Annotated in this window: 1 protein-coding gene; it reads right to left on the minus strand. The window is 56.6% G+C overall.

Annotated features, from left to right (window positions below; genetic code table 11):
* A partial coding sequence (locus AC1RAC_RS28275; RefSeq protein WP_492617182.1) for an immunoglobulin-like domain-containing protein occupies positions 1 to 1,442 on the minus strand: 1,442 nt, incomplete at both ends.

Consider the following 1,442-nt stretch of genomic DNA (forward strand, 5'->3'; position numbering starts at 1 on the left):
ACCGCACTTGGCGCAGTCAGGGTGACAGTCGTTGTGTTGTCGGTACCGGGGGTATCGGTGACAGTGGTGTTCACTGCGGTAGTGCCAGGGACCAAGTTTTCAAAGTGCTCGCCGCCAGTCACGCTTTTGATAGCCGTGGTGACGGTTTGGTCGCCCTTATACACATCGTCAGGAGCAATAACCGAAACGCTACCGCTCGATTGGTTTACGCCGATGGTGATGGTTTTACCGTTGTCCAAGGTAACGGTCAGCGGATTGGTGATGTTGGTCACCGGTGCGCCGTTTTTATCCACAAGGCTGGCGGTATAGACGATATTGCCGCCTTCACCCACGGTAGTGGTGGCGGTCAGAACTACATCCACCTTGTCGATGGTGTCGTTGATCGTGGTGGTTGCGCCGTTACCTGCGACTTCGAGTTTTTCGAAGTTGCCGCCGGAAGCGTCGGTGATCTTGACGGTCTGAGTGCTCTTGTCGATGAACACGTCATCGGTAGGCGCAGGGACGGTCACAGTACCAACGGTTTCGCCAGCCTTGATGGTGAGCGACGAGCCGTTGTCGAGTTTCAGCGTGACGTCGGTCCCCGCCTTGTTGGACAGCGTGGCGGTGTACGTAATCTGTCCACCTTCGTTAACAGCGTTAGGCGCTGTCAGCGTCACAGTAGTGGTGTTGTCGGTACCCGGAGTGTCCGTAACGGTGGTGTTCACCGCGGTAGTGCCAGGGACCAGATTCTCGAAATGCTCGCCGCCGGTCACGCCTTTGATAGCAGTGGTGACGGTCTGGTCGCCCTTGTACACGTCATCAGGAGCAACAACCGAAACGCTACCGCTTGATTGGTTTACGCCGATGGTGATGGTCTTGCCGTTGTCCAAGGTAACGGTCAACGGGTTGGTGATGTTGGTCACCGGTGCGCCGTTTTTATCCACAAGGCTGGCGGTGTAGACGATATTGCCGCCTTCGCCGACGGTAGTTGTAGCAGTTAGAACTACATCCACCTTGTCGATGGTGTCGTTGATCGTGGTGGTTGCGCCGTTACCTGCGACTTCGAGTTTTTCGAAGTTGCCGCCGGAAGCGTCAGTAATCTTGACGGTCTGGCTGCTCTTGTCGATGAACACGTCATCGCTAGGAGCGGGCACGGTCACAGTGCCAACAGTGTCGCCAGCCTTGATGGTGATCGAAGAACCGTTGTCGAGTTTCAGCGTTACGTCAGTGCCCGCCTTGTTGGACAGCGTGGCGGTGTACGTAATCTGTCCGCCTTCGTTAACAGCGTTAGGCGCTGTCAGCGTCACAGTAGTGGTGTTGTCGGTACCCGGAGTGTCCGTAACGGTGGTGTTCACCGCGGTAGTGCCCGGCACCAGGTTCTCGAAATGCTCGCCGCCGGTCACGCCTTTGATGGCGGTAGTGACAGTTTGATCGCCTTTGTACACATCATCCGGCGCGATGGT

Source organism: Pseudomonas sp. GW823-FHT02F05 (assembly GCF_058797315.1).